Genomic DNA, 25,536 nt, shown 5'->3' with positions numbered 1-25,536 from the left:
CGTACCAAGACAACGAGGTCGCCGTGAGAAACACCCGTCGCACCCTGATATGCGCCGTCGCCACCGTCGGAGCGCTCACTTCCGTCGCCGCCTGCGGAGGCGGTTCCGACTCCTCCGCCTCCGGGACCGGCGGCGCCGGCGGGACGTACACCTTCTGGGACCCGTACCCGCAGTTCGACGGCTCGTCGGCGTGGGGCAAGCTCGTCAGCAAGTGCGGCACCGACGCAGGGGTCAAGGTCAAGCGCACCGCCATGGACACCACCGACCTCGGCAACAAGGCCCTGCTCGCCGCCCAGCAGGGCAACGCCCCCGACGTGATGCTCGTGGACAACCCGGTCGTCTCCACGCTGGTGGAGGCGGGCATCCTCAACAAGACCAGCGATCTCGGACTGGACACCAAGTCGATCCAGAAGAACATCCTCGGCGCGGGCGAGATCGACGGCTCCTCCTACGGTGTTCCGATCGGTGCCAACACCCTCGCGCTCTACTACAACAAGAAGGTCCTCACCGCCGCGGGCGTCGACCCGGCCTCGGTCAAGGACTGGAACTCCCTCACGGCCGCCCTGAAGAAGGTCAAGGCGGCCGGGAAGAAGGGCATCACCTTCTCCGCGATCAACACGGAAGAGGGCAGCTTCCAGTTCCTGCCCTGGTTCTGGGGCGCCGGCGGCGACCTCACCAAGCTCGACTCGGCCAAGGGCGTGGCCGCGCTGTCCCTGTGGAAGGGCTGGGTGGACGACGGTCTGGCTCCCAAGGACGTCCTGCAGAACACCCAGACCACCAGCTGGCAGGAGTTCGCCACCGGCGACTACGCGTTCGGCGAGAACGGGACCTGGCAACTCGGCAACGCCGACAAGGCCGGCTTCGACTACGGCGTCATCAGCATCCCCGGCCAGAGCGGCGGAGCGGCGCCGGTGCCGACCGGCGGCGAGTTCGTCACCGTCCCGGTCCAGAAGGACAGCGGACGGTACGACGTCACCAAGAAGATCGTCACCTGCCTCACCAACTCCGCCAACCTGCTGGCCACGGACACCACCCTGGCCTACGTCGCCCCCAGCGCGGCGGTGCAGACCCAGCAGGTCAAGGCGAACCCCGAACTGAAGCCGTGGGTCGACGCGGTGGCCGCGGCACGAGGTCGCACCAGCGGCGGTCTGGGCACCAAGTACCCCACGATCTCGCAGCCGATGTGGACCGCCGTGCAGAGCGCCCTGTCCGGCGGCCAGAGCCCGCAGGCCGCTCTCGACACCGCGCAGAAGGCCGCGGACAAGGGCGGGAGCTGACCACTCGACACCCTCGCGGCACCTTCCGGGACCCGCCCCGGCTGCCGTACGGCACTCGCAACCGCCCGGGAACCGCCGCCGGTCCCGGGCGGGCCACCCCCTCCAGGAGTCCGCATGACCATCGCCCGCGTCGACCGCCGCGCCCCGCGGTCCCCGGCCAGGCCCCGGGAAGCCGGCACCCCCGTCCCGGCGGACGGCTCGGCCCTACGGCGCCACCGCCGCCGCAGGAGCCGGCTCACCGCGCTGGCCTTCCTCGCGCCGCTGGCCCTTTACTTGGCCGCGTTCTACGTCTATCCCCTGTACCGCAACCTCGACCTGAGCCTGCGCGACTACACGGTCCGCTCGTTCGTGGCGGGCGACGCGCCGTTCTCCGGGCTGGACAACTTCAGGACCGTCCTGGACGATCCCACGTTCGGCCCGGCGATGCGCCACACCATGATCTTCACCTTCGTGTCGATCGCCTTCCAGTACGCCGCCGGGCTCGCCCTCGCCGTCTTCTTCAACCGGCACTTCCGGCTGGCCGGCACGCTCCGGGCGCTGTTCCTGATCCCCTGGCTGCTGCCGCTGATCGTGTCGGCGTCGACCTGGTCGTGGATGCTCAACAGCGAGTCCGGGGTCGTCAACTACGCCCTCCACACGGTGGGCGTGGCCCCGGTCAACTGGCTCAACTCACCGCACTGGGCCCTGACCTCGGTCATCATCGCCAACATCTGGATCGGCATCCCGTTCAACCTGGTCATCCTCTACAGCGGGCTGCAGAACATCCCCGGCGAGCTGTACGAGGCCGCGTCCCTGGACGGGGCGAGCGCCTGGCAGCAGTTCCGGCGCATCACCTTCCCACTGCTGCGCCCGGTGTCCGCGATCACCCTGCTGCTCGGCCTCGTCTACACCCTCAAGGTGTTCGACCTGATCTGGATCATGACCAAGGGCGGCCCCAGCGACGCCTCCTCCACCCTCGCGACCTGGTCCTACCAGCTCGGCTTCGGCTCCCTGCTCCCGAAGTTCGGCCCCGGGGCGGCCGTCGGCAACATCCTCATCCTCATCGCCCTCGTCTTCGGATTGCTCTACATCCGCGTCCAGAAGAGGCAGGAAGCATGAAGTCCCGTACCGGATCCCGCCGTTACACCGTCATCGGCCTCCTGCTGACCGCCGTGATGCTGTTCCCGGTCTACTGGATGCTCAACGTGTCCCTGACCCCGCAGCAGGACATGCGGAAGAGCCCGCCCGACCTGCTGCCCCTGCACCCGACCTTCGAGGGCTACCGCGCCGTCCTGAACGACCAGATGCCCTATCTCGGCACCAGCCTGCTCATCGGTGTCGGCACGGTCGTCCTCACCCTCCTTCTCGCCGCCCCGGCCGGCTTCGCACTGGCCAAGCTCAAGCCCTACGGCGGGGGTTTCCTCGGCCTCGTCCTGCTGGTCGCCCAGATGATCCCCGGCATCGTCATGGCGATGGGCTTCTACGGCATCTTCCTCGACCTCGGACTGCTGAACTCCTGGTGGGGCCTGATCATCGCCGACTCCACCATCGCCGTGCCGTTCGGCGTCATGATCTTCACAGCGTTCATGTCCGGGATCCCCGGCGAGCTGATCGCCGCGGCCCGCATCGACGGGGCCGGCACCTTCCGCACCTTCCGGTCCGTCGTGCTCCCGGTGAGCCGCAACGCGCTTGTCACGGTCTCGCTGTTCAGCTTCCTGTGGGCCTGGTCCGACTTCGTCTTCGCCAACACCCTCGACGGCGGCGGTGACTGGCGGCCGATCACCCTTGGCATCTACCACTACATCGGCAACAACAACCAGGAATGGAACGCGATCATGGCCACCGCCGTCGTCGCGTCCCTGCCCGCGGCCGTCCTGCTCGTCCTCGCGCAGCGCTACGTGGCCGCAGGCGTCACCGCGGGCGCCGTCAAGGACTGAACCGCATTGCCCGCCGCTCCCGGCCCACCGGCAGGGCGGAGCCGAGCCCCGCCCTGCTCCGCCACCCGTCACGGGGGTTGTCTTCCCCGCGCCCCTCGTCCGACGGTCCCCGCACCGCCCCCTCCCGGCGCACCGCGCCACCGGTAAGTCCCCCTCCAGTCCGTCCTCAGGAGAGCCGCTGATGTCGTACCTGAGCTCCCGTCACCATCACAGAGTCCCGCTCGGCCGCACCACCGCCGCCACGATGGCCGCCGCCCTCGCCGCCACCGCTGTCGTCCTGGCGGGCGGATCCGCCCACGCCGTCCCCACCTCGTCCACCACCCTGGTGGTCAACGCCGCGCAGACGCTGCGGTCCGTCACCCACGTCGGCACCGGCAGCCTCTACGGCCTCGCCGACAACAACACACCGGCCGACAGCCTGGTCACCGCGCTGAAGCCGAACACCTTCATCCAGATGGCACCCGGCGGCAGCCAGCTGCCCAACGGTGAGCCCGCTCCCGCGGGCGACTCCCTCGTGGTGGCGGCGAAGGCGGCCCGCGCGGGCGCCAAGGTCGTCGTACGGATGCCGGACTGGTACCCGAACTTCCCGTACAAGTGGGTGAGCTGGAGCGACTGGCTGTCAGCCGTCGACAAGCAGGTGGCCTCCGTGCAGGCCTCGGGCGCCACCAACATCAGCGCCTACGCGCTGTGGAACGAACCCGACTGGACCTGGGACACCGCCAACGCCGGTGCTTTCAACGCCGGTTGGGCGCGCACGTTCAAGGAGGTCCGCGCCAAGGACGCCACGACGCCGATCCAGGGCCCGAGCTATTCGGCGTGGAACCAGTCCTGGATGAGCTCCTTCCTCACCGACGCGAAGGCCTCCGGCACGGTGCCGGACGTCATCGCCTGGCACGAGCTCCAGGGCAGCCAGGACATCGCCGCGCACGTCTCCGCGTACCGCGCGCTGGAGTCGAGCCTCGGCATCAGCCCGCGGCCGATCGACATCGAGGAGTACGGCACACCCTCGGAGATGGGCAACTCCGGTGCCCTCATCGGCTACGCCGCCAAGTTCGAGCGGACCGGCGTCCGGGACGCGGAGCTCGCCTTCTGGAACCACTACGGCACCCTCGGCGACACCCTGACCGACACCGGCGGCTCGCCCAACGGCTCGTACTGGACGTACAAGTGGTACGGCGACATGTCCGGCACCATGCTGACCACCACGCCCCCCGCCCAGACCGGAATCGACGGCCTCGCCTCGCGCAACGGCGCGGGCAACCAGATCAGCGTCCTCGCCGGTGGATGCGCCGGCTCCTGTGCCGTGACGGTCAACGGCCTGAACTCCCTGTCCGCCTTCGGCAGCACCGTCCACGTGAAGCTGGAGTACAGCCCCGACACCGGCCGCACCACCGCCTCCTCCGGCCCGATCACCATCTCCGACGCCGACTACAGCGTCAGCAACGGCTCCGTCACCGTGCCGGTCACGATGAACGCCACCGACGGCTACCACCTGGTGATCACCCCGAGTGGCACCAACACCTCGCTGGCCGGGCGGTACCAGATCACCAACAAGAACAGCGGACTCGCGCTGGACACCCTGAACGCGGGCACCGCCCAGGGCACTTCGGTCGTCCAGGCCACGTCCACCACCGGCACCGACCAGAACTGGACCCTGGTGTCCGCAGGTTCGGGCCTCTACAAGATCGTCAACCAGAAGAGCGGGCTGCTGCTCGGCATCACCAACGCGGGCACCGCGGACGGCGGCACCGCCCTGATCTGGGGCGACAACGGAACCGCCGACCATCTCTGGCAGGTCATCCCGGCCCCCGGCGGCTACTACAAGATCGCCAACTACAACAGTGGACGCCTGCTCGGCGTGGACCAGATGAGTACGTCCTCCGGCGTGCAGGTCCTGCAGTGGACCGACAACGGCACCGCCGACCACCTGTGGAGGCTGACCGCTCGCTGACACCCGCAGGCCCCGCGCAGGCCGACGATCCGGCCGGCGCGGGGCCGTGGTGGTCAAGGGCGTGTGCTCGCGTTCACCTGCCCGCCGGCTCCGCCGGTGTCGTCTCCTGCGTCGGATAGTCCTCCGTGATCTCCTTCGGGCCGCACGGCCACACCTTCTCGAAGCGTGCCCACAGGACGTACGCCACGCAGCCGAGGGCCAGCCACGCCAGCGACCACTCGATGGGGTGGCGGCCCGGCGAGTTCTTGTCCGCGTAGCCGTAGATCACGCACCAGCCGACGAAGGCGATGACGCTCGGCACGGGGTAGAGCCACATCCGGTACGGCCGCCGCAGCGTCGGCCGGCGCTTGCGCAGCACGCTCAGCGCCACGATCTGGGCCAGCGCCTGGACGATGACCATCACGGTCGTGAGGAGCTGGATCAGGGTCGCCAGGTCGGTGTGGCGGCCGATCAGGAAGCCGATCGCGGTGATCACGCCCATCGTCGCGAGGCCGAGGGTCGGGAAGCGGTGCTTGGGGTGCAGCCGGGCGTAGGGGCGGAAGAAGACCCGGTCGCGCGCCGCGTCGTAGGGCACGCGGGAGCCGCCGAGCAGGCCGGTGAAGACCGACGCGAAGGCCGTGATCAGGATGAGGACGGTGACGGTGTCGGCGGCACCCTTGCCCCACGTCTCCTCCAGCACCGCCGAGGCCACCGAGGTGGAGGCGATGTCCTTGGCGTCCGTCATCCGGTGCCAGTCGATCACGCCCAGCGTCCCGATCTGCAACAGCAGGTAGATCGTCATGATGCCGAGGATGGAGAAGATGATCGAGCGGGGCAGAGTGCGGCCGGGGTCCTTGATCTCGGCGCCCATGTACGCCGTGGTGTTGTAGCCGAGGTAGTCGTAGATGCCGATGGTCAGGCCGCCCGCGAAGCCGATCCAGAAGGTGTTGCTGCCCAGGTCGAAGGCGTGCGCCGGGTAGGTGAAGGCGAGATGGGCGCTGAAGTCGGTCGCCGCGGCCAGGATGACCAGCAGCACCGAGGTGATCATGACGGCCCACATCACGGCGGTGATGCGCGCGATGTGCTCGATGCCCCGCCACAGCAGGATCACGACCAGGGCGATGACCCCCAGGCCGACCAGGTCGCCCGAGGTCTGCCCCAGGTCCGGGGCGAGATAGCCCAGGTACTGGACGAAGCCGACCACGCCGGTCGACATGATCAGCGGGATGAAGAGCATCGCCGTCCAGACGAACAGGAACGGCATCAGGCGGCCGGTGCGGTACTGGAAGGCCTGGCGCAGATAGACGTAACTGCCGCCGGAGCCGGGCATCGCCGCACCCAGTTCGGCCCACACCAGCCCGTCGGCCAGCGCGAGGATCGCGCCCGCGACGAATCCGACCACCGCCTGCGGTCCGCCGAACGCGGCGACCATCAGCGGGATCGTGACGAACGGGCCGATGCCGCACATCTGGCTCATGTTGATGGCCGTGGCCTGGAAGAGGCCGACGCGGCGGACGAAACCACCGCTGGGCGGCGGGCTACCGGACATGAGGGCTCCTGGAGTGGTGAGGCGCGAGGGAGTGAGACGCGGCGTGCGGGCCGGTATCCGGTGTCTGTTGGCCGATAAAGTTAAGGAGGCTTACTTGATGCGTCAAGAGGGGGCCCGCCGTGCGTGAGAATGGTGTGATGGCCGCCGGTGACGTCGTGGAGCAGCAGGAGCAGCCCTGGAACCGGCAGCGGCTGCGCAGCACCAACGAGCGCTTGCTGCTGGAGCGGCTGCGCGCGGAGGGCCCCGCGTCCCGGGCGCAGCTCGCCCGTGGGACGGGCCTGTCCAAGCCGACCGTCTCCAGTGCCCTCGCCGCCCTGGAGTCGGCGGGACTGGTCCGCGAGGTGGGCACCCATGTACCCGAGCGCGGTCGTACGGCGGTGCTGTACGCGCCCGATCCGGCGGCTGGTCACGTCCTCGGCGTCGACGTCGGCCGCAGCTGGCTGCGGGTCGCCGTGGCCGACCTGGACGGCACCGTCGTCGCCCGCTCCGACGTACGCAACCAGGCCCGCAGCTCGGCGGCGATGGCCGACCTGGTGGTTGCGACGGCCCGGCGGGTGGTCGCCGATTCGGGCATGGCGCCGGAGGAGGTGGTGCACGCGGTGGTGGGCACGCCCGGTGTGTACGACGAGGAGCACCGCCGGGTGCGGTACGCGATGCATCTGCCGGGCTGGGGGCGTGCCGGGCTCTTCGACCGGATGCGCGAGGAGCTGGGTGTCCCGCTGGAGGTGCACAACGACGCCAATCTCGCCGCTCTCGGCGAGTACACGTACGGCGTCGGGGCGGGCAGCCGGCTGTTCGCGTACATCCTCATCGGCACCGGTCTGGGCATGGGCGTGGTGAGTGACGGGCGCTTGTTCACGGGTGCGCACGGTCTCGCCGGGGAGATCGGGTTCCTGCCGTGGCCGGGGCAGCAGAAGCCGGAGCGGCTGGAGGACGCGGTGTCGGGCGTGGCGGTGGTGGAGGCGGCGCGCCGGTTCGGCATGCGGGGACAGCTCACCGCCAAGGCCGTCTTCGACGCGGCCCGGCAGGGGGACGACGCCGCGGTCCGGGCGGTCCGGCTGGAGGGCGAGCGCATCGCCCACACGGTGGCCGTGGCGGCGGCCGTGCTCGACCCGGATCTCGTGGTCCTCGGCGGGGGAGTCGGGCACAGTGTGGACCTTCTTCTGAAGCCGGTGCGGGACAACCTCAGGGCCCTGACCCCGCTGCGTCCGAAGCTCGCCCCCAGTCGGCTGGGCGAGGACGCGGTCCTCCTCGGCGCGGTGGCGACGGCGCTCGGGACCGCCCGTGAGGTGGTGTTCGAGCGACGGTCGGCCGTGTCCTGAGCGGTCCGGGCGCGGGCCATGGTGATCGAGTACGCCTGCGAGGTCTTCGTCGGCCGTCAGTCAACTCCCTCGCACAGCCCCGGCGTTCATCCGCCCCCGCCGCCTCATCCGACTTCTGCCGCCCCATTGTGCTGAGCCAACGACCCCCCTACTGTTCGACTTTGCCTGAGTCTGTTTGATGCTGATCGCTCAGGCCCGAGGGAGGCCGCAGTGCGAGGCAGTCGGACCGATGTACAGACCGCGAGACCCGCTCGCCGTGGATGGTGGAAGGCGGCCCTCGCGACGGCCGCGACCATCGCCCTGGCCGTCGGCATGACCGCGCCCGCCACGGCGCGAGACGCGAGCGGGCCGCCGCCGGCAGCCGCGACGGCCGCCGACGCGCAGGCGCACACGGTGACTCTCGACGGCTACTCGTTCCTCGTCGACGGCAAGCGCACCTACCTCTGGTCCGGCGAGTTCCACTACTTCCGGCTCCCGAGCCCGGACCTGTGGCGGGACATCTTCCAGAAGATGAAGGCGGCCGGCTTCAACTCCACCTCCCTGTACTTCGACTGGGGCTACCACTCGCCCAAGCCGGGTGTGTACGACTTCACCGGTGTGCGCGACGCCGACAAGGTCCTCGACATGGCCGAGGAAGCCGGCCTCTACGTCATCGCGCGCCCCGCGCCGTACATCAACGCGGAGGTCGACAGCGGCGGTCTGCCCGGCTGGCTGACCACCAAGGCCGAGAACAACCGCAGTGACGACCCGCGGTTCCTCAAGTACGCCGACGAGTGGCTGACCCAGATCGACCGGATCATCGCCCGGCACCAACTGACCAACGGCACCGGGTCGGTCATCGCCTACCAGGTCGAGAACGAGTACTACAACGGCTCCGCGGCCGCCCGCTCCTACATGCAGCACCTGGAGGACAAGGCCCGCGCCGACGGCATCACCGTGCCGCTCACCGGCAACAACAACGGCACCTTCAACTCCGGTGCCGGGGCTCTGGACGTGGACGGCCCGGACTCCTACCCGCAGGGCTTCGACTGCTCGAACCCCTCGAAGTGGAACGGCGTCCCCGACATCAGCTACGACCACCCGGCAGGCAAGCCGCTGTACTCCCCGGAGTTCCAGGGCGGCGCCTTCGACCCCTGGGGCGGCCCGGGCTACGACAAGTGCGCCGAGCTGATCAACGACCAGTTCGCCAACGTGTTCTACAAGCAGAACATCGCGGTCGGCGCGACCGCGCAGAGCTTCTACATGACGTACGGCGGCACCAACTGGGGCTGGCTGAGCATGCCCCAGAACTACACGTCGTACGACTACGGAGCCGCGATCCGGGAGACCCGAGAGCTCGATCCGAAGTACGACGAGGACAAGCTGATCGGGTACTTCACCCAGTCGGTGGCTCCGCTGACCAAGACCGACGCGATCAGGACCACGCCACCGGACGACTCCGCGGTCGTCGACACCGCCCGGATGAACCCCGACACCAGGACGCAGTTCCACGTGCTGCGGCATGGGAACTCCACGTCCACGGCAGTCGACAAGGCCCACATCTCCCTGGACTTCAACGCGCAGCCGGCCGGAGACACCACCTACACCTGGGACGATCCCGACTCCGCGCTCCAGTACGCCGGTTCGTGGTCGCACGTGCACGACACGAGCTACACCGGCGGTGACTACAAGCACACCGAGTCGTTCTCCAACAAGGCCGGTGACTCGCTCACCGTCCCCTTCGACGGCACCGCGATCCGCTGGATCGGCTCGAAGACGAACAACCACGGCAACGCCGACGTCTACCTCGACGGCACCAAGGTGGCGACCGTCGACGACTCCGGCGGCGAGAGCCAGGCGGTGGTCTTCCAGAAGACCGGTCTGGCTCCCGGGGCACACACGCTGAAGATCGTCGTCGCCGGCAACCACAGCTCGGGGTCCACCGACAACTACGTGGCCGTCGACGCCATCGACGTGCCGACCGGTACCGCCGCCACGGAGCCGACCTACCCGGTCGTGCCCCAGCAACCGGGCACCGCGATCACGCTCGACGGCCGCGACTCCCATGTGATCGTGGCGAACTACCGCCTCGGGGAAGCGCAGTTGCAGTACTCGACCTCCGAGATCATGACCGGCGCGACCATCGGTGACCGGGACGTCGCCGTGCTCTACGGCGACCAGGACAGCGACGGCGAAACCGTCCTGCGCTACTCCTCGAAGCCCACGGTGACCACCAGCGGGGGCACCGCCACGACCACCTGGGACCCGGCCACCGGTGACCTGCGGCTGAACTACACCCACAAGGGCCTCCTCCGGATCAGCGTCAGCGGCGGCGGACATCGCCCGCTCCTGCTGCTCGTCGGCGACAAGGCCACGGCGAAGACCTTCTGGCGTCAGGACACCGCGACCGGCCCGGTGCTGGTACGCGGCACACACCTGCTGCGGACGGCCACCAGCCGGGACGACGGCCGTACCGTGGCGCTCACCGGCGACAACGCCGACGACAAGAACATCGAGGTGTTCGCCTCCGCCGACCACGTCACCTGGAACGGCAGGCCGGTGAAGACCCGGGCCACCGCCACGGGAAGCCGCACCGGCACGATCCCGGCGGCCGCTGCGGTACACCTTCCGGCCCTGACGAGCTGGAAGCACGCCGATGAATCCCCCGAAGCGGCCCCCGGCTTCGACGACACCGGCTGGCAGGTGGCCGACAAGAACACGACCAACAGCGTGTCCGGCATCACCAAGCTGCCCGTGCTCTACGCGGACGACTACGGCTTCCACACCGGCAACACCTGGTACCGCGGCCGCTTCCGCGCCACCGGAAAGGAGACCGGCATCCACCTGGTCTCGGACTCCGGCGGCGGCGCCCAGGCCTTCTCCGCCTGGCTCAACGGCACCTTCCTCGGCAGCTCCACCACCGGCGGCGCCGACCTCACCTTCCCGGCCGGGTCGGTCAAGTCCCAGGGTGACAACGTCATCTCCGTGCTCACCGTGAACATGGGACACGAGGAGGACTACAACTCCACGAACGGCAACAAGACCGCCCGCGGCCTGACCAGCGCCTCCCTCGTCGGAGCCCCGCTGACGTCCGTCACCTGGCGCCTCCAGGGCGTACGCGGTGGCGAGGACCTCCAGGACCCGGTGCGCGGCCCGCTCTCGACCGGCGGCCTGTACGGCGAGCGGGCGGGCTGGTCCCTGCCGGGCTACCCGGACGCCAAGTGGAACCGGGTGTCCCTGCCGACGACCGACACCCGCCCCGGGGTCTCCTGGTACCGCACCGACGCCACTCTGGACCTGCCGCACGGCCAGGACACCTCACTGGGCCTGACGTTCACCGACGACCCGTCACGCAAGTACCGGGCAACGCTCTTCGTGAACGGCTGGCAGGTCGGCAACTACGTCAACTACCTCGGTCCGCAGCACACGTTCCCCGTCCCGAACGGAATCCTGAACCCGAACGGCCGCAACAGCATCGCCATCGCCGTGTGGAACCTGGACGGCAGCTCCGGCGGCCTCGGCAAGGTCTCCCTCACCGACTACGGCAGCTACGCCTCCTCCCTGCGCGTCGCGCAGAACGACAGCCCCCGCTACGACTCCCGCAAGTACGCGATGCCCAGGCGTCCGGGAGCGGATGTCGCCCTGGAGGTGCCGGACACGGCTCAGCCGGGGGAGGCCTTCACGGCCCGGACGACCGTGCGGGTGCCGAAGGGGGAGACGTCCGCGTCCCGGCTGACGGCCTCGCTCTCCGCCCCCGACGGCTGGAGCGTGGACGCCACGAGCCCGCTGTCCCGCAAGAGCCTGAAGCCCGGCGGTACGGCCGCCTTCACCTGGAAGGTCCAGCCACCGGCGGGGGACCTGCCGTCCGCCTCGGCACTCACCACCACGGTGCACTACGTACAGAACGGACGGCAGGCCACGGGCACCGACGAGCGCATCGTCGGCGGGATACCGGCGGCTCCACCGGCCGGGAAGAGCGCGGTGAGCGACCTGCCGTTCCTGTCCTCCACCAACGGGTGGGGCCCGGTGGAGCGCGACAGCAGCGTCGGCGAGCAGACGGCCGGGGACGGCCGGGCGATCACCGTCGGCGGTGTGGGCTACGCCAAGGGCCTCGGCACCAACGCGCTCAGTGACGTCCAGCTCTACCTCGGAGGACAGTGCTCTCGCCTGACCGCGGAGGTAGGTGTCGACGACGAGACGGGCGGTGCGGGCACGGTGACGTTTTCCGTGATCGCCGACGGCAGGACCCTGGTGACCACGCCGACGCTGCGCGGCAGCCAGGCCGCCGTGCCCGTCGACGTCGACGTCAGCGGCGCCCAGGTGGTCGACCTCAAAGTCGGCGACGCCGGTGACGGCAACGGCAACGACCACGGCGACTGGGCGGTGCCGACTCTGACGTGCGGCTGACGGCCGTAGCGGCGAAGCGGGTACGCGACCGCTCGCCGCCGGGTTCTCGTGCAGGGACGCGCACTGCGGGGCGTTCTTACCTCTCGGGAGTTCCCGCTACGGTCCGTCCGGGCTCCAGCTCGGGCGGCGTCGCGGAGGTCCGGCGAGGATCAGTTGCTCGATGCCGGCGTACCGTTCGCGTGCGCGGCGGGCGCTGCGGCGGCCGCTCAGGACCGTGCCCAGCCAGCCGCAGGCGAAGCCCGCCGGCACGGACACCAGGGCGGTCGTGGTGAAGGGGAACCAGTTCAGATCGGCCTCCGGGAAGGCCGACGTCGGTGACCCGGAGACGAGCCGGGTGCCGGACATCAGGACCAGGACGGCGACCGAGCCGCCGATGAGCGTGCCGAGCAGCCCGGCCTTGCTGAAGCGCCGCCAGAACAGCGAGTAGACCAGGGCCGGCGCGATGGCGGAGGCGCCCATGCAGAAGGAGAGCGTGGCCAGGGGCTGGAGGCTGCGGTGCTGGGCGAGGGCGGCCAGCAGCACCACCGGGATGCCGACGATCAGCGCGCAGGCCCGAGCGAGGGTCATCTCCCGCAGCGCCGGCATGCCCTTGTTCCGGGAGGCGAAGACGTCGTGCGCCAGCGAGTTGGCGCAGGCGAGCGTCATCCCGGCGACGGACGCCAGGAGGGTCAGAAAGATCGCCGTCGTGACAGTGCTGAACACCAGGCCCTCGGCGCGGGAGACATCCGAGCCGAACACGGCCCGCGCGCCCAGCAGATAGGCGGTGCTGCCGTGCGGGTCGGCGGCCGCGATCCGCTCGCGGCCCACCAGGGCCGTGGCGCCGAGGCTGACCACGGTGATCACCAGCATGAAAAGGGCCACCGAGGACACGGCCCAGGACATCGTGCGCCGCACCTGGCGGGCGTTGCCCGCGGTGTACATCCGCATGGTGACGTGCGGCAGGCAGGCACCGCCGAGCACGATGGCGACCTGTGTGCTGATCATGTCCAGGGCGGGGTGCGGTCCGTCCGAGAACTGGAGGCCGTACTGGAGGAACGCCCGGCCGGTGCCGCTGCGCCGCGCCGCGGTGTCGAGCATCGTTCCCGGGTGCCAGCCGAAGGAGGCGAGGACGAGTACGGCGACCACGAGACCGGACCCGAGGAGCATCACCGTCTTGATGATCTGGATCAGCGCGGTCCCCCTCATTCCGCCCAGGGCGGCGTAGCTGATCATCAGGATGCCCGCGCCGACGATGCAGCCGGTCTGCATGGCACCGTCGGAGAAGCCCAGGATGAAGGCCAGCAGCTGTCCCACGCCTGCCAGTTGCACGATCATCATCGGGATCAGCGAGAGCAGGGTCACCACGCACGCGGTGATGCGTACGGCCCGTCCGGGGACCCGTCGGCTCAGCGCGTCACCCATGGTGAACCGGCCGGTGTTGTGCAGGGGTTCGGCGAGCAGGAACATCAGCAGGAGCAGGGACAGCAGCGTGCTCAGGGCCAGGACGACGCCGTCGTAGCCGCACAGCGCGATGACCCCGCCGATGGTGAGCACGGTCGCGGCGGAGATGTAGTCGCCGGCGACCGCGAGGCCGTTGCGCAGCGGGGAGAGGGTTCGGTAGCCGGTGTAGAACTCCTCCAGGTCGTCGCGGTCGGGGCCGGTCAGTACGCACAGCAGGAGCGTGAGGGTGACGACGCTGCAGAAGGCGACCAGGGACCAGGACTGCGCGGAGCCGCCGAGGTCGGTCATGCCTGTGCCCGCCCGTCGCCGCCGGCCGGGCGTGCGTACTGGCTGACCCGGCGGGCCAGGGGATCGACGAACCGCCGTGCCGAGTACTCGAACAGCAGGACGGCCAGCCAGGTGACGGGGATCTGTACGACCGCGAGCAACAGGCCGGTGGGGAGCCCGCCGAGGGCCGGGCGGGCCATGAAGGCGGGGGCCCGTACGGTGAGGGTGAGGAAGACGGCGAAGTAGCCGAGGGCGACGAGGGTGGCCACGCGCCGCTGCCACCGGCAGGCGCGGCGCAGGACGCGCAGGGCGCGGTGGTAGCTGGACCACGAACGCTGACGGGTCCCGCTGCCCGGGCGCTCTCCGGCCGCCGCGAGGGGCGGCGGCCGGAGAGCGGTGGGGGAGGGGACCCGTCCGTTGTGCCGGTGCGGCAGGGATAATTCCGAGCGGTCGTAGGACATCCCAAAGCTCCTAGCGCGGTGGGCCCGGCGTCACGGACCGCAGGAAGGTGGGGGAGGCGGAGGCGGTTCGGGTCACCGCACGTTATGCGGTGTCCGGGCAGCGGATGGGTGTTCCGTTGAACTTTCCTGGGGACGGCCCGAACCCGGGGCCGCCTCGACGGGTACCCATGGGGAGGGTGTGACGGAAGGGATGACAGGCGTCCCCTGTGACCCCTTCCCTTCGGAACCGGCCGTGCGTACGTCGTACACCAGTCCCAGTCGGCATGAGCCGCTCCGACGGGAGCGGACCGGTCGACGGGGTGACGAGCAGTACGCCGAATGCGGCAGTGGTGTGCCGTCCGTCGAGGGGGTGGTACTGCTGTCATATGCCTGGCGGGTATCGCGCTGCCCCGACGTGCCCCGGTGCACCGTCAGGCGCCCTCCAGGTCAACGCGCCGTGCGTCGGCCGCGGTTGCTCAGGGCGACGACGGAGACGAGGAACCAGAAGGCGCCGAAGGCCGAGTACCCGGCGAGGGTGGACAGGCCGCTCGTCGCCGAGGCCGAGCCGGCGGCGATGACGGTACCGGCGAGAACCGACTGAGCACCGCTGATGATCATCGGCCACTGGGCGCCGACGGTGCGCCGGCTTCAAGGATTTCACCGGCTACACCCCGACGGAGTACCTGGCCCTGTGGCGTCGGTTCCCCGTCGAGCGGGGAGGCCCGCAGGACTACGGCCCGATGCCGGCTGATTGATTTCTTACATGCCCCGGTCTCGTCGGCGGGAGAGGATTGCGGCGACCTCGCACAGAGATTCCGAGGAGGGCCCGTGGGCGCGGTGATCATGCACAGTGTGGCGTCGGTGGACGGCTACATCGCCGATGAGAAGGGCGATGTCGGGCCCCTTCACGAGTGGTACTTCAGCGGGGACGTCCCGATCGTCGTGGGCAGCGACGAGCAGTACGACCATTCCGGAACGGGAAGCGGCATCAAGGTCTCCGCCGCGTCCGCGGACTACGTCCGCACGATGTGGGAGTCGATCGGCACGATCGTGATGGGCCGCAACCTGTTCGACCTGGTCAACGGCTGGGAGGGCAAGCCGCCTGCGGGCGACCACGTGGTCGTGGTGTCCCATCGGCCCAAGCCCGAGGGGTGGCATCCCGAGGCGTCCTATCACTTCGTCGATGGTGTGGCAGCCGCGATCGACAAGGCCCGGGAACTCGCCGGGGAGCGGGTCGTCGCGGTGAACGCCGGCGAAGTGGGCGCCCAGATCCTCGCGGCCGGCCTCGTGGACGAGGTGGCGATGGACGTGGTTCCGGTGGTGTTCGGGTCGGGCAGGCGCTACTTCGGCGGCATCAACGGGCAGCATCTGCTGGAGGATCCGCACGTGGTCATCCAGGGCGACAGGGTGCTGCACCTGAGGTTCAAAGTGCGCCGCTGAACGGGCCACGGCGGCTGCGGCTTTCCAGACATCCGTGCCCGTCCCCGGGGGCAACCCGCCTGGCCGCCCCCGGCCGGTTCACATGGTCACCAGGGCAGTGCCCGTTCTCGTCCTGGAACGTTCCCGTCGGACCGTCCGCGTCGGGAGGAACTGTTCCGTAAGGCCCTGAAGCGGTGCACCGACGGTCCGAGCGCCTACCTGGCCCGTCCCCTGGAGGAGCCGACCGCCCTCGATGTCGCCACCGCGATCCTGGCAGGCGCCGTCCGGACCACCACCCGCCCGGCCCACCCCCACGGGTGCCTGGGTGTTCAGATGCCCTGTCTACGAGCGACTCGGGGCAGGAAGTCCGTGACCTCCTCGTCGCCTGGCGCGCCGACGACTACTCCTGTGTCCGGAATCGGGCTCCGACGAGCCGTCGAACGGCGATCTGCCTGCGGGGACCGATCCGGCACTGCTGGCCGGCTATGTCACCACCTTCGCCTACGGCATCGCCGCAGACGTGCGTCTACCGGCACCTCCTCAGCGTGACCGCGACCCGCACCGCCAACCACGCCTTCGGGCCCACACTTCGTGTGCGGGTACTGGGTGTGCGGGCTGCTTACGGCTGGCCATGGGCCGTCACGGCCCCGGAGCGGGTCGGCTGGCGCAGTCCTGCGACGAGGAGCGCGACCAAGGCGCGCGGGTCGTAGTCGGGATCGTTCTCCGCGCCGACGCAGAGGTTGCCCACGCCACGCATCAGCTGGAGCCCTCCGATGCCGGAGTGGATCTCACCGGCGGCCGCGGCGGCGTCGAGGAGCTGCGTGCACACGGGTGCGAGGTGGTCGATGAAGTAGGCGTGCAGCGTCTCGAAGCCGGCGTTGTCGTGCTGCAGGGCGGCGGCGAGGCCGTGTTTGGTCACCAGGAAGTCGACGAACAGGTCGATCCACCGTTCCAGCGCGTCGTACGCGGTCGGGCAGCTCGCCAGCAGGGCGGGGCCCGCCTCGACGCAGGTCTCGACCTGGTGGCGGAAGACCGCGACGATCAGGTCCGCCCGGGTGGGGAAGTGGCGGTAGACCGTGCCGATTCCGACGCCCGCCCTGGCCGCGATGTCGCGCACCGGCGCTTCCACGCCCGAGGTGACGAAGACAGCGGCGGCCGCGTCCAGCAGGATCTGCTTGTTGCGCCGGACGTCCTTGCGCTGGGGCGCGGCGGCTTTCTCCGTGCCCTGGCGGCTGTCGCTCACCGTGAGGCTCCTCTCCCTGCGACGGCACAGCGGGTTCGGGTTCCGTACGCCTTAGGGAACCGGGTTCCGTTTCGGCCATGATGTCAGATCGGGTCACCGAGTCACCGGGGCGCCCGCTGTCACTGCTCAGCCGTCCGGCGCCGTCGAGGGCGTATTTCGCACGCCGCCTCCGAGACCCGTATGCCCACGGAGTGCCTGCGCGCGGGCTCATGCGGGCGCGCTGCTGCTGTCCGGAGGCCGACGGAGCAGGTGCAGGCAGACGACCGAGGCGACGACGGTCCGCCGTTCGGACGTGTCCAGGCGGGGATCTGTGACGACGACGTACTGCTGCAACCCGAGCCACCCGTCGATGGTGCTCACCGTGACCCGGCCGAGAACCTCCGGTGCCGGGCTCCGATGCGGATCGCTCTCCGTGAGCTGCCACTCGGTGGACAGCAGACCCCGCCGTGTGAGGAACAGTGTGCGTCCGCGCGCCGTCAGCAGGCTCAGCTGCCCGGTCTTGACGGGGCCACGGGCATCGACCGAGCCGGCCTCCCCGTCCGCGGCGTCGGTGAAACGGAACCGCACCGGTCCGAACTGCCCGAACCTGGAGCTTTTCTCGATACGTACGACGCGCTCGCCGGACACCCTCGTGAGGAGACAGCGCGAGTCGACGGTGTGCGTGACTTGGGCGAGCAGGGTTCCCTCCACGGTCGACACGGCCAGCGCGGGACCGGTGTACCTGCGCCACCGTGAACGCTTCGGCTGCGCCACGACGAGGGCTTCCCGTGCGAACAGGTCGGATTGCGACAACGGTCTTCCTTCCCCCACCACGTTTCCCTCTTGACCGAGTACGACCAGTGTGAACGAAGGGGCTTTAGACGTGCCATGGTCGCCGAACGGCGCCGGTGGTCTCACTGCCCGGGGCCGTGTGTACGAGGCGGGCGGCCCGGCCAGCGCCTGAACGGCCCCCGGAACAGCAGCGCTCCGGGGGCCGGACGGACGCTCGTACGGCCTGAACAGCCGCCGGGATCGGCGCCTCGCTCCTCGTCCGTCAGTCGGCCGGCCTGCCGAACCAGCGGGAGAGGTGGCTGTCCAGGTCCTGCTGATCGTCGCCGATCCAGGCGACGTGGCCGTCGGGGCGCAGCAGGACGCAGGGAACATCCAGTGCCGTGGTGGGATCGGTGAGGTGATCGACCCGGTCTGTCCAGGCGCCGACGGTGAGGCGTTCGGTGCGGTCCAGCAGCAGGCCACGGCCGCGGTGCAGCAGATCGTAGAGGCGCCCCTGCTTCACGTCGATGTCGCGCAGGCGGCGGCCGAGCAGTTCGGGGCCCTCACCGAAGTCGTAGCGGACGCTGACCGCGGTGATCTTCTCGATCAGATGACGGTTCACCTCGTCGAAGTCCATCAGCTCGGTGAGCAGCCTGCGCACTGCCTGCGGTCCCGGTTCGGTGGACAGGAGTTCCATCTGGGCGCGGGTGTTGTCCAGCACGTCCTCGGCGACCGGATGACGTTCGGCCTCGTAGGTGTCCAGCAGTGTTTCCGGCGCCCAGCCCCGGATCTGTGCGGCCAGTTTCCAGCCGAGGTTGAAGGCGTCCTGAACGCCCAGGTTGAGGCCCTGCCCGCCGACGGGCGGATGGATGTGTGCCGCATCGCCGGCGAGCAGCACCCGACCGACCCGATAGCGTTCGGCCAGCCGGGTGGCATCCCCGAAGCGGGACAACCAGCGCGGGGAGTGCACGCCGAAATCGGTTCCGGCGACGGCGTGCAGCTGTCGTCTGAAGTCCTCGAGGGTGGGCGGCTTCGCGCGATCGCTGACTCCTGCGGCGGGTACGACGACGCTGTAGACCTCGCCGCCGAAGGGCCGGAGCCAGAACCGGTGGTGGGTCTCGCGGAGTTCGGCCATCTTGGCGGTGACCTCCTCCTGCGGCGCACCCACTGCCATCTCGCCCATCAGCGTCTCGGTCCGGGAGGGCTCGCCGGGGAAGCCGACACCGAGGAGTTTGCGCACCGTACTGCGCCCGCCGTCACAGCCGACGAGGTAGCGCGAACGCAACTGCTCGCCGCCGGCCAGCTCGACGGTCACCCCCTCGTCGTCCTGCTCGAATCCGGTGACCGCGCACCCGCGGCGGATCTGCGCACCCTGTTGGATCGCATGGTCTTCGAGCAGGTCGACGAGGACAGGCTGCGGGATCCCCAGCAGATAGGGGTGCGCCGAATCCAGGCCCTGGGGCACGGGTTTGTTGATGGCGGCGAAGAACCCGCCGGCCGGGCGCTGCCTTCCGTGTGCGCGCACGCGATCCAGCAATCCGCGCATTGCCAGCAGCTCGAGACTGCGCATGTGCAGACCGACGATGCGGACGAACGAGACGGGCTCGGTCTCCTTCTCCAGCACGACTACCCGCACGTCGTGCAGCCGGAGTTCGGCGGCCAGCATCGCACCGGTCGGCCCGCAACCGGCGATGATCACGTCGAAGTCGAACCTCAGCCGCGCGCGATCGGCGTCGGAATACGACGAGGGCTCGGCGGTGAACCGCGGAAAGTCCATAGGTGTTGCCTTTCGGGAGTGCCTGGTTGTCGAGGCGCTCCCGGCGACACCTACGTCAATCGCCGGCCGTGACGGCAAGGGGGAGCACCCACATCGCTACAGCGTTCATGGGTCTCACCTCCTCGGACGTGTCACGGGCAACCGCAAGCTACAAGACCGGTCATCACCCCGTCCAACGCTTTTCCGCTGCTTGACGCAGACTCGGTAGGGACGGCCCTCGCCTTGATCAGTGCATGAGCTGCCCAGTGCGAGGCGCATGTCGACTCATCGCTGGCCTCGTCCTCATGGCGCGCGCCTGAATCCTGCCGGCCTTTGTTCTGCTCCCAGGCGTGAACTCGCCCCTCGCCTTCCCGAAGCCGATCGGCGCGCCGGAGGCCCAGCGTCGCAGTGCGGTCGATGGTCGGCCGGTCGTCTTCTGGCGGCCTGGTTGCCCGTACTGCCTTCGACTGCGCATCCGGCTGGGTCGGAGGGCCCGGCAGACGAACTGGGTCGCACACCAACCCCGATCCCGCGCGGGTGCGCGAGCGACTCGCCCGTTCCGCGTGACGCCACCAGCGGGGCGTACGCGCCGATAAGACCTTCCTCAACGCCGTCACCAACGCCTGCCCCGGATACGTGGCCACCGACCTCTAACGGTTTCAGCGGGGCAAAGACCCCTACACGGGAGTTGTGCCCTGGTGATGTTTGAGGTGCTCCCGCGCGACTGGGTTGCCGCCCTGCGGCCCGCCTGGTCCGGCCCGTGTGCCGAAGCCGGGCCGGTCCCCGGCAGGCCGCTGGGCTCGAAGATCCGCCCCCCAACTGCGCGGTGGGCACGTGCTCCTCGATGTTCACGGCCACCCCGCCGGCCTGCCTGCCATGTGGAAGGGGCTCCGTCGGCGGGCAGCGGGGGGTTCGAGGACCTCGGCCGTGTGCCGACCGGGTTGGTGTGTCAGAGCATGGCGAGCCGGTCCACCAGCAGCTTCACCCTCTGTTCGGTTTCCTGTGGCGGCAGCCGTCCCGCCCGGGTCAGGGTGGCCAACCCGTGCAGGCACGCCCAGAACGTCTCGGTGAACAGCCCCGGGTCGACGCCGTCTCCGGCGACCTCGCCGAGGCACTCCAGCAGCGCGGCGAAGGCGTCCTTGAGAGGTGCCGGGGTGTCCTCCTGGGCGTACGCCAGACCGCCGTCGAGCTGGAAGATGGCGTCGTAGACAGCCGGGTTGCGCTCGGCGAAGTCGAGGTAGGCGCGCGCGAGGGCGGCGACCCGCTCGCGCGGGCCGTCCACGGCGGCGGTCGCGGCCCGCACCGCCACGGCCATCTCGGTGGCGCCCTGGAGAGCGACCGCGCCGATGATCTCGCGCTTGCCGCGGAAGTGGCTGTAGAGAACGGGCTGGCTGTATTCGATGCGTTCGGCGAGCCGACGGGTGGTGACGGCGTCCCACCCCTGCTGCTCTGCGAGTTCACGGGCCGTCGCCACGATGAGGCGTTCGCGCTCCGCCCGTTCCCGTTGCTTGCGTTCCTGTACCGACATGATTCGATCCTAGCACTGCTAGACAAGAGAGCGGCAGCAGTACTAGCGTTGCCTCATCATCTAGCAACACTAGATTCTTGAGAGGGTCGTCATGCTCAACGCACTCGAGGTCATCACCACCGTGGTCGTCGGCGTGATGGTGGGGGTGGAGTTCTCCGTCGCCTTCGTCATGAACCGGATACTCGACGCGCTCCCGGAGGACAGTGGCCAACTCGGCCACGCCCACGGGGGCCGGATGCTCGGCGCCGTGATGCCTGTCTGGTACATCGGCTCGCTCGTCCTTGCCGGCACCTGGGCTGTCGCCGGGTGGCACCACCACGGCACCGGCCTCGTCGTGACCGCCGCCGCGCTTCTGATCCTCAGCGTGGTCATGTCGATTCTGCTGCTCGTTCCGATCAACAACCGGAACAAGACGTGGACCCCTGACAACCGGCCCGCCGACTGGAAGCAGCAGCTCAACCGCTGGCAGCGCTTCCACTACGTCCGCGTCGCCGTCCTCATCGCCGCCTTCGCCCTGCTGGTCGCCGCCCTCGCCTGAGCCCACGGGCTCACCGCCCGGTGGGACCCGGGCGGCGGGAGTTTTCGGTCGCCGCATACCGCCTGGCCTGGGTGGGCGGCTCGCCCAAGCGCACCCTGCTCAGCCTCACCAAGCCCTGATCAAGCTCACGAAGACTCGCTAGGAGACGAACCATGGCGCTGAAGAAGATCAACACCGTCCTGACCGCCGCCTTCATCCTCTTCATCCTCTGGTTCGGGGCGGAGTTCATCCTGAGCCCGGAGACGACAGCGCCGGGCTTCGGCCTGCCGAGCTGGCCGTCCGGCGACGGTGGCGGCTTTCTGATCATCAAGGGAATCCGCGATGTCGTCCTGGCCCTGGTCCTGGGCATCCTTCTGGTGACGGGCCACCGCCGGGCGCTGGGCTGGGTGTTGCTGGTGGAGGCCCTGGCCGCCTACGGCGACATGACCACAGTGCTGGCCCACCACGGCTCAGCGGCCACCGCGTTCGGCGTCCACGGCCTGACCGCGACGCTGATGGTGGTCAACGGCCTGCTGATGATGCGCGAGACCCGCGAGGTCGCGTCCGCTCCGGCGGCGCCCGCCCCGCAGCCCGCCTGATCCGATCGGACCGAGGTGGCCCGGGCTCCGGCCGGGCCACCTCGGCGTGGAAAATCCAGGACGACCTCGGCGAGGGACGATCACCGAAGGGACGTTCACCGCGGTGTCTGGCGCTCAGACGAAGGCGATCGGCCTGCCCAGCCACCCACTGGCCGCACGGCATTCGCCTCTGACCGTCGACAGAATGAGTCATCAGCCGACCCACGGACGCCGGCTTACGAGGAGTCAGGAATCCGGGAAACCGCGCGCTTGCGCCAAGACCTATGTCTTGCGTGAGGTCAGGCGCTTCACCTCACGTTCAGCCTCGCGCGCTTCCTGCCGGGCCCGTGCGTGTGCGTCAGCGGCCGCGTGGCTGCGTTCCTCGGCCTCCTGCTCTCCGCGGTCGGCTCGCTGGAGTTCCTGCCGTGCCTGTTGCAGTTGCTGCTCGGCGGCGGACACCTCTTGCCGGGCCTGGTCGTGCCGGTCGCGTGCCTGCTGCCGCGCCGCTTCAGCCTCGGCTTCTTCCGTCCGGGCGTCCCGCAATCGCCGCGCGGCCTCTTCGGCCGTTGTCCGGGCGTGATCGAGCCGCTCTTCCCTTTGGCGGCGCCGCTCGGCGAGTTCGTTCTTCCCCCGCGTCCGCGCCGACGGCCGCGGAGTCGTCTCGCGGCGTGGCTTGTGCGCGGCGCCGGTCGGCGGGGCGGTGCCGGGAAAGTCCGACGGCGGGGTGAGAGCGCCCTCCAGGCGGCCGCCGGCCCAGCGGTCGGCCGCATCCGGATCAGTCAGCACGGCGCGCAGAGTGGATTCGACATCCTGCCGGACCTGGTCCGACAGTCGGTGCCCGGCCTCCTGAGCAAGCTGCGCCGCCTGCCCGGACAAGGCAGCCACGATGCGCCGCCGCTGCTCGGACAGCTCGTTGATCCCTACGGCGTCCAGGGTGCGGTACGCCTCGCGCAAGGCCTGCCCCAGCTCCAGGAACTGCCGGCTCTCCTGCGGCTGGGAACGCAGCAGGAGGTTCGCGGCCCAGGCCGCCAGGGTGGGGCGGCGGGCAGCGTGGATCCGGCGGGCATCGTCGACGTGGCCGGCCGCTTTGGCCGCGGCGGCCAACTCCTCACGTCGGGCGACGAAGTCGGCCGGCGGAGTGGTGTAGAGGTCGTCGAGAACCGCTTCCACATCGCGTTCCGTGCCGGTCTTCGCGCCCTTGCGCCTGCTCACGGCGGTCATCCCTCTGATCGGCCCTCGTGCCGTTCGTTCATGTCCGAGTGGGTGCCGTGGCTCCGGTCGCCGATGCGCACCAGGCGGCCGCCGGTGTCAGACGGCGGGTGGACGATCGCTCGACGCTCGGACACGGCACCAGCGTCGCCCGCGAGGAGTGATCTCGCATCCTGGCCCGCAGTCGGGCCGGCATCAGGATCGGCGTGGTACGGGTCGAGACGTCAGTCGCGATGCCCACGCCGACCGAAGAGGCGCCGGGAGCAAGGCGGGGGACCCTCTCCTCTTGAACCGTGGGCCGCGAGGGTGACCTCCCCGGCCGTGACTCCGGTGGTCGCCGACCGGCGTACCGCAGTCTGCCTCCGGCGCCACAGCGGTGGCGCGTGTCGCAGCCCAAGGAGAGGTTCATGCCCCGACTCCCGCACCTGGCCGGTATCGCCGCGACCGCCGTCGCCCTCGGCGTGCTCGCATCGGGCCCCGCTTCCGGTGACGAGCCGATCGTGTCGCAGCCGCGTTTGGTCGCCCACTTCGACTTCGCCGCCGGGGAGACACCCGAGAACATCGCGGTCGAGCCCGACGGCTCCGCCGACCTGACCTTCGCTTTCGCCCGCCAGGTCGCCAACGTCACCCGGCACGGAGACATCCGCAGACGCGTCACCCTGCCCGCCGTCGCGAACCCGAACACCCCCATCGTCCACAACGCGATCGTTCTCGGCATCGCCCGCGCCCACGACGGCAACGCTCTACGTCAACTACGCCACCGGTACCAGCAAGACCGGCATCTGGCGTATCGCCCCCGACGGCAGCAAGCCCCAGCAGATCGCACAGCTGCCCGCCAACGGGTTGCCCAACGGTCTGGCCCTCGACGAGCACCGAGGCGTGCTCTACGCGGCCGACCCGGTGCGGGGAATCCTCTGGCGCGTGCCCATGGCAGGAGGCGAGCGCACCGCGTGGGCCACGGGAACGGCTCTCACCCCGGTCCCGTCCGGAACCGGCTTCGGCGCCAACGGCATCAAGGTCCACGACGACGCCGTATGGGTGTCCAACACCGACCGTGGGACGCTGCTGCGCATCCCCGTACGACGAAACGGCGCCGCGGGCCCGATCGAGACCCGGGCGACAGGTCTCGGCGGTATCGACGACTTCGCGTTCACCTCACGCCACGGTGACACGGTCCTTGCCGCAGTCAACGCCACCAACCAGGTCGTCGTGGTCTGCCCGGACGGCACCCACTCCGTCGTCCTCACCCAGCAGGACGGGCTCTCGAACCCGACCTCCGTGGCCGTACGGCACCGGACGGTCTACGTCCCCAGCGCCTCGTACTTCGCCACCGAGCCGGACCCGAACCTGCTGCTGGCCCACCTGAACCACGGATAGGGCCACGGCCGGGATCAGCCGCCGACTTCCCGCGCCACGCGCTCCAGCCGGCTCCGGTAGCTCGCCCACCATGCCTGGTCACCTGGCGGCAAGTCGCCCTTGCCCTGCGAACACCCGACGGATCCGTCGATGAGTTCCCGCACGATGTCCGCGTGGCCCGCGTGCCGCTGCGTATCGGAGATCACGCGTACCAGGATGTGGTGCAGTGTCGCCTCGCGACGTTCCTCCGGCCACCACGGCACGCCGCCGACCGCGTCCAGCGGCAGCATCGCGATCGTGCTGTCGGAGTGCTCCCACGCGAGGCGATACAGCCCGACGATGTCTTCGCGTGACTCGTCTGCCGTGGCCCACATGTCCGCGTTGGGTTCCGTGTCCTGCGTGTACCACCAGGTCGGCGGTCGCTCGTCGAAGAACGGCCGCCCGAACGTGTCGCCGAAGTACCCCAGCTCCACGCCGGCGACATGTTTGACCAGCCCCAGCAGATTCGTTCCCGTGGGAGTCAGCGGGCGCCGGATGTCGTATTCCGAGAGCCCGTCGAGCTTCCAGACCAGGGCATCACGCGCTTCTTGCAGGTATCGAAGTAGGTCCGCTTTCGGGTTCGGTTCGATCATGCGGGCAGTCTTCCAGCCGGC

At 69.8% G+C, this 25,536-nt stretch carries 21 protein-coding genes and 1 pseudogene; 11 read left to right on the top strand and 11 right to left on the bottom strand.

Going from position 1 to position 25,536, the window contains the following annotated elements; translation table 11 throughout:
• The first annotated feature begins 23 nt into the window (after window positions 1-23).
• The 4 genes from D1369_RS01975 to D1369_RS01960 all read left to right on the top strand — a co-directional run bounded on the left by D1369_RS01975 (window position 24) and on the right by D1369_RS01960 (window position 5,144).
• Entirely contained in the window at window positions 24-1,277 is a 1,254-nt protein-coding gene (locus D1369_RS01975; protein WP_118082208.1) for an extracellular solute-binding protein, read from the top strand.
• A 114-nt stretch (window positions 1,278-1,391) separates the two neighbouring features.
• On the top strand, window positions 1,392-2,375 hold the full coding sequence (locus D1369_RS01970) for a sugar ABC transporter permease (protein WP_007386824.1): 984 nt from the start codon (window positions 1,392-1,394) through the stop codon (window positions 2,373-2,375).
• Complete coding sequence (locus D1369_RS01965; RefSeq protein WP_007386825.1) at window positions 2,372-3,193, top strand: carbohydrate ABC transporter permease; 822 nt, start codon at window positions 2,372-2,374, stop codon at window positions 3,191-3,193. The genes D1369_RS01970 and D1369_RS01965 overlap by 4 nt, the downstream gene beginning before the upstream one ends.
• A 181-nt stretch (window positions 3,194-3,374) precedes the next feature.
• Entirely contained in the window at window positions 3,375-5,144 is a 1,770-nt protein-coding gene (locus D1369_RS01960) for an RICIN domain-containing protein (RefSeq protein ID WP_007386826.1), read from the top strand.
• Between the two features lie 73 nt (window positions 5,145-5,217).
• On the opposite strand, the gene D1369_RS01955 is transcribed toward D1369_RS01960, so the two are convergent.
• A complete protein-coding gene (locus tag D1369_RS01955) occupies window positions 5,218-6,672 on the bottom strand; it encodes an APC family permease (RefSeq protein ID WP_007386827.1) in 1,455 nt (484 codons plus the stop codon).
• Between the two features lie 137 nt (window positions 6,673-6,809).
• On the opposite strand from D1369_RS01955, the gene D1369_RS01950 reads away from it, so the two are divergent.
• Together D1369_RS01950 and D1369_RS01945 are read left to right on the top strand one after the other, a co-directional pair.
• On the top strand, window positions 6,810-7,994 hold the full coding sequence (locus D1369_RS01950; protein WP_037902460.1) for an ROK family transcriptional regulator: 1,185 nt from the start codon (window positions 6,810-6,812) through the stop codon (window positions 7,992-7,994).
• A 210-nt stretch (window positions 7,995-8,204) separates the two neighbouring features.
• On the top strand, window positions 8,205-12,380 hold the full coding sequence (locus tag D1369_RS01945) for a beta-galactosidase (RefSeq protein WP_037902463.1): 4,176 nt from the start codon (window positions 8,205-8,207) through the stop codon (window positions 12,378-12,380).
• A gap of 96 nt (window positions 12,381-12,476) precedes the next feature.
• Here D1369_RS01945 and D1369_RS01940 read toward each other — a convergent pair whose 3' ends face one another.
• The 3 genes from D1369_RS01940 to D1369_RS01930 form a co-directional block, all read right to left on the bottom strand.
• Window positions 12,477-14,108, bottom strand: coding sequence for a cation acetate symporter (locus D1369_RS01940; protein ID WP_007386830.1), 1,632 nt, complete (start codon window positions 14,106-14,108; stop codon window positions 12,477-12,479).
• On the bottom strand, window positions 14,105-14,548 hold the full coding sequence (locus D1369_RS01935; RefSeq protein WP_007386831.1) for a DUF485 domain-containing protein: 444 nt from the start codon (window positions 14,546-14,548) through the stop codon (window positions 14,105-14,107). The genes D1369_RS01940 and D1369_RS01935 overlap by 4 nt, the downstream gene beginning before the upstream one ends.
• Window positions 14,549-14,974: 426 nt before the next feature.
• Complete coding sequence (locus D1369_RS01930; RefSeq protein ID WP_237557704.1) at window positions 14,975-15,145, bottom strand: hypothetical protein; 171 nt, start codon at window positions 15,143-15,145, stop codon at window positions 14,975-14,977.
• Between the two features lie 210 nt (window positions 15,146-15,355).
• Between D1369_RS01930 and D1369_RS01920 the strand changes: the two genes are divergently transcribed.
• The gene (locus D1369_RS01920) at window positions 15,356-15,967 is read left to right on the top strand and encodes a dihydrofolate reductase family protein (protein WP_007386832.1); all 612 of its coding nucleotides are present in this window, start codon (window positions 15,356-15,358) and stop codon (window positions 15,965-15,967) included.
• Window positions 15,968-16,565: 598 nt separating this feature from the next.
• Here D1369_RS01920 and D1369_RS01910 read toward each other — a convergent pair.
• The 3 genes from D1369_RS01910 to rox form a co-directional block, all read right to left on the bottom strand.
• Window positions 16,566-17,189 carry a TetR/AcrR family transcriptional regulator gene (locus D1369_RS01910; RefSeq protein WP_007386833.1) on the bottom strand — a complete coding sequence of 208 codons (624 nt, stop codon included), beginning with the start codon at window positions 17,187-17,189 and terminating at the stop codon, window positions 16,566-16,568.
• A gap of 207 nt (window positions 17,190-17,396) precedes the next feature.
• Window positions 17,397-17,981, bottom strand: coding sequence for a hypothetical protein (locus D1369_RS01905; protein WP_037902465.1), 585 nt, complete (start codon window positions 17,979-17,981; stop codon window positions 17,397-17,399).
• Window positions 17,982-18,222: 241 nt separating this feature from the next.
• On the bottom strand, window positions 18,223-19,716 hold the full coding sequence (gene rox, locus D1369_RS01900; RefSeq protein ID WP_007386835.1) for a rifampin monooxygenase: 1,494 nt from the start codon (window positions 19,714-19,716) through the stop codon (window positions 18,223-18,225).
• 284 nt (window positions 19,717-20,000) lie between these two features.
• On the opposite strand from rox, the pseudogene D1369_RS43675 reads away from it, so the two are divergent.
• Window positions 20,001-20,207: pseudogene (locus D1369_RS43675) on the top strand (hypothetical protein); the annotation flags it as partial.
• Between the two features lie 437 nt (window positions 20,208-20,644).
• Here D1369_RS43675 and D1369_RS01890 read toward each other — a convergent pair.
• The gene (locus D1369_RS01890) at window positions 20,645-21,223 is read right to left on the bottom strand and encodes a TetR/AcrR family transcriptional regulator (RefSeq protein WP_007386837.1); all 579 of its coding nucleotides are present in this window, start codon (window positions 21,221-21,223) and stop codon (window positions 20,645-20,647) included.
• Window positions 21,224-21,314: 91 nt separating this feature from the next.
• Here D1369_RS01890 and D1369_RS01885 point away from each other — a divergent pair, with 91 nt between their 5' ends.
• Both D1369_RS01885 and D1369_RS01880 read left to right on the top strand, forming a co-directional pair.
• Window positions 21,315-21,761: a DUF1772 domain-containing protein gene (locus D1369_RS01885; RefSeq protein ID WP_007386838.1), complete on the top strand. Its 447-nt coding sequence runs from the start codon at window positions 21,315-21,317 to the stop codon at window positions 21,759-21,761.
• Between the two features lie 152 nt (window positions 21,762-21,913).
• Window positions 21,914-22,339: a DUF4267 domain-containing protein gene (locus D1369_RS01880; RefSeq protein WP_007386839.1), complete on the top strand. Its 426-nt coding sequence runs from the start codon at window positions 21,914-21,916 to the stop codon at window positions 22,337-22,339.
• 261 nt (window positions 22,340-22,600) lie between these two features.
• Here D1369_RS01880 and D1369_RS01875 read toward each other — a convergent pair whose 3' ends face one another.
• The gene (locus D1369_RS01875; RefSeq protein WP_007386840.1) at window positions 22,601-23,539 is read right to left on the bottom strand and encodes a hypothetical protein; all 939 of its coding nucleotides are present in this window, start codon (window positions 23,537-23,539) and stop codon (window positions 22,601-22,603) included.
• Window positions 23,536-23,664: a hypothetical protein gene (locus D1369_RS44470; protein ID WP_276147275.1), complete on the bottom strand. Its 129-nt coding sequence runs from the start codon at window positions 23,662-23,664 to the stop codon at window positions 23,536-23,538. The genes D1369_RS01875 and D1369_RS44470 overlap by 4 nt, the downstream gene beginning before the upstream one ends.
• Window positions 23,665-24,448: 784 nt before the next feature.
• Here D1369_RS44470 and D1369_RS44700 point away from each other — a divergent pair.
• Window positions 24,449-24,904 carry a hypothetical protein gene (locus D1369_RS44700; RefSeq protein WP_342364932.1) on the top strand — a complete coding sequence of 152 codons (456 nt, stop codon included), beginning with the start codon at window positions 24,449-24,451 and terminating at the stop codon, window positions 24,902-24,904.
• 14 nt (window positions 24,905-24,918) lie between these two features.
• Here D1369_RS44700 and D1369_RS01865 read toward each other — a convergent pair whose 3' ends face one another.
• Window positions 24,919-25,515, bottom strand: a complete 597-nt coding sequence (locus D1369_RS01865) for a DinB family protein (RefSeq protein WP_007386843.1) — start codon at window positions 25,513-25,515, stop codon at window positions 24,919-24,921.
• Window positions 25,516-25,536 lie beyond the last annotated feature (21 nt).

This window comes from Streptomyces sp. CC0208 (assembly GCF_003443735.1).
In the GTDB taxonomy this organism is placed as follows: Bacteria; Actinomycetota; Actinomycetes; order Streptomycetales; family Streptomycetaceae; genus Streptomyces; species Streptomyces sviceus.
This window is presented reverse-complemented; position numbering and strand designations above follow the sequence as displayed.

Bases quoted from the DNA above. Each gene is read 5' to 3' on its own strand.
- D1369_RS01885 (WP_007386838.1), top strand. From the start codon at position 21,315: ATGCTCAACGCACTCGAGGTCATCACCACCGTGGTCGTCGGCGTGATG.
- D1369_RS01950 (WP_037902460.1), top strand. From the start codon at position 6,810: ATGGCCGCCGGTGACGTCGTGGAGCAGCAGGAGCAGCCCTGGAACCGG.
- D1369_RS01875 (WP_007386840.1), bottom strand. From the start codon at position 23,539: ATGACCGCCGTGAGCAGGCGCAAGGGCGCGAAGACCGGCACGGAACGC.
- D1369_RS01890 (WP_007386837.1), bottom strand. From the start codon at position 21,223: ATGTCGGTACAGGAACGCAAGCAACGGGAACGGGCGGAGCGCGAACGC.
- D1369_RS01930 (WP_237557704.1), bottom strand. From the start codon at position 15,145: ATGATCATCAGCGGTGCTCAGTCGGTTCTCGCCGGTACCGTCATCGCC.
- D1369_RS01865 (WP_007386843.1), bottom strand. From the start codon at position 25,515: ATGATCGAACCGAACCCGAAAGCGGACCTACTTCGATACCTGCAAGAA.
- D1369_RS01940 (WP_007386830.1), bottom strand. From the start codon at position 14,108: ATGACCGACCTCGGCGGCTCCGCGCAGTCCTGGTCCCTGGTCGCCTTC.
- D1369_RS01880 (WP_007386839.1), top strand. From the start codon at position 21,914: ATGGCGCTGAAGAAGATCAACACCGTCCTGACCGCCGCCTTCATCCTC.
- D1369_RS01970 (WP_007386824.1), top strand. From the start codon at position 1,392: ATGACCATCGCCCGCGTCGACCGCCGCGCCCCGCGGTCCCCGGCCAGG.
- D1369_RS01960 (WP_007386826.1), top strand. From the start codon at position 3,375: ATGTCGTACCTGAGCTCCCGTCACCATCACAGAGTCCCGCTCGGCCGC.
- D1369_RS01935 (WP_007386831.1), bottom strand. From the start codon at position 14,548: ATGTCCTACGACCGCTCGGAATTATCCCTGCCGCACCGGCACAACGGA.
- D1369_RS01955 (WP_007386827.1), bottom strand. From the start codon at position 6,672: ATGTCCGGTAGCCCGCCGCCCAGCGGTGGTTTCGTCCGCCGCGTCGGC.
- D1369_RS01965 (WP_007386825.1), top strand. From the start codon at position 2,372: ATGAAGTCCCGTACCGGATCCCGCCGTTACACCGTCATCGGCCTCCTG.
- rox (WP_007386835.1), bottom strand. From the start codon at position 19,716: ATGGACTTTCCGCGGTTCACCGCCGAGCCCTCGTCGTATTCCGACGCC.